Genomic DNA, 1,749 nt, shown 5'->3' with positions numbered 1-1,749 from the left:
GGTGCAGCCCTTCCACCGCGTCGTGCGGGCCTACGAGCAGCTGTCGTCGTACTTCAACGTGATGGCGGTGATGGCCAGCGGCGTCCTCGCGCGCCGCCCCGCCCGGCGACCGATGGCCTTCGGGCCGTGCCTGCTCACCTCGCGCGGGGACTACGAGCGGGCCGGCGGGCACGAGGCGGTGCGCGGGGAGATCCTCGACGACGTGCAGCTGGCGGCGGCGTACCACCGGGCCGGCCTGGCGGTGCGCTGCGCCGTCGGCGGCTCGTCGATCCGGATGCGGAGCTATCCCGGCGGGCTGCGGCAGCTGGCCGACGGCTGGACCAAGAACGTCGCGTCCGGAGCCTCGGCCGCGGCGGCCGGACCGACCCTGGCCGCCGTGCTGTGGGTGTGCGCCCACCACGCCGTCGCCGTCGGCGCGACCCTGGCGCTGGTCGAGGTCGCGACCGGTCGGGGGGCTTCCCTGACCCACGGCGACCCCGCCCTGTGGGCGCTGGCCTGGGTCGGGGTCGCGGCCCAGCTGCGGTGGATCCTGCGTCGTATCGGCTCGTTCCGATGGTGGACGTGGGCGGTGTTCCCGGTGTGCCTGCTGGCCTTCGACGTGATCTTCGCGCGGTCGGCCGCCCTCACGGCGGTCCGGCGCTCGGTGCGCTGGCGCGGCCGCGAGGTCGACCTGCGCGGCTCCTCCGAGGAGGTGGTCTGATGCTCCGGCTCCTGATGCCGCAGGCCCTGACCATCGCCGTCGACGTGATCGCGTGGGGGGCCTTCCACGCGGGCACCGGGTACGCCGCCCACCGCCTCGGCGACACCCGCCTGTCGCAGGACGGGTGGCTGCTGCGGCCGCGCTCGTTCGAGGTCGGCGGCCGGTGGTACCGGCGGCGCCTGCGGATCCACCGCTGGAAGGACCGGGTCCCCGAGGCGGGCGCCCTGTTCGCCGGCGGCGTCAGCAAGCGCCAGCTCCCGTCGTACGACGTCGAGGGGTTGCAGCTCTTCGTCCGCGAGACGCGCCGCGCCGAGCTGGCCCACTGGTGGGCGATGGCGTGCGGGCCGCTGTTCGTCCTGTGGAACCCGCCGCTCGCGGCCGGGCTGCTGATCGCGTACGGCGTGGGCGTCAACGCGCCCTTCATCGCGATCCAGCGCTACAACCGGTTCCGGACCCAGGCGATCATCGCGCGGCGGTATCGGTGACCCAGGAGCTGGACCGCGACCTCGAGTCGTCGGACGGGTCGGGGTCGGACGGGTCGGGGGAGTCGCGGCACGGGCCGGTCGCCCAGCTGCTCATCGCCTGGTCGCCGCTCAGCGTCATCCTGCTGGCCTACGCCGTGGCCGGGTGGATCAGCGCGCCGTTGCAGGAGGGCGACGGCGCGGCGACCAACCGGCTCGGCTTCGGGATCCACGTCTCCGGTCCGCCCGCGGTCGACCGGGGCTTCTTCGGGGCGGTCCCGTCGGTCTGGCTGCAGGAGCGGCTCGTCGACGGCTCCCCGCACTGGTACGACGCGATCGCGGCACTGGTCTACGTCACCCACTTCGTGTCCATCCCGATCGTCACGGCCGTCGCCTGGTTCTGGCTGCGGGACCGCTTCCGGGCCTGGCTCTCGGCGGTCCTGGTGTTCACCGTGCTCGGCGTGAGCGGGTACGTCGTGTACCCGGCCGTCCCGCCGTGGCTGGCCTCCGAGCAGGGCGAGATCGGCAGCGTCGACCGTATCTCCGACCTGGGCTGGGAGTACCTCCACCTCGACTGGGTGGGCACCC

At 74.2% G+C, this 1,749-nt stretch carries 3 protein-coding genes; all 3 read left to right on the top strand.

Annotation, left to right across the window (positions count from 1 at the left end; genetic code table 11):
* Nucleotides 1-700: glycosyltransferase (locus ACXJKL_RS20445; RefSeq protein WP_457208828.1), on the top strand; the 700-nt coding region annotated here is incomplete at its 5' end.
* A complete protein-coding gene (locus ACXJKL_RS20440) occupies nt 700-1,185 on the top strand; it encodes a glycosyl-4,4'-diaponeurosporenoate acyltransferase CrtO family protein (protein WP_457208827.1) in 486 nt (161 codons plus the stop codon). The genes ACXJKL_RS20445 and ACXJKL_RS20440, both read left to right, overlap by 1 nt.
* Nucleotides 1,182-1,749 (top strand): phosphatase PAP2 family protein (locus ACXJKL_RS20435; RefSeq protein ID WP_457208826.1); only part of this gene is annotated, 568 nt, incomplete at its 3' end. The genes ACXJKL_RS20440 and ACXJKL_RS20435, both read left to right, overlap by 4 nt.

Source organism: Nocardioides sp. P5_C9_2 (assembly GCF_054049555.1).
The sequence above is the reverse complement of the archived record's forward strand: the minus strand, read 5'-3'. Positions and strand labels throughout refer to the sequence as shown.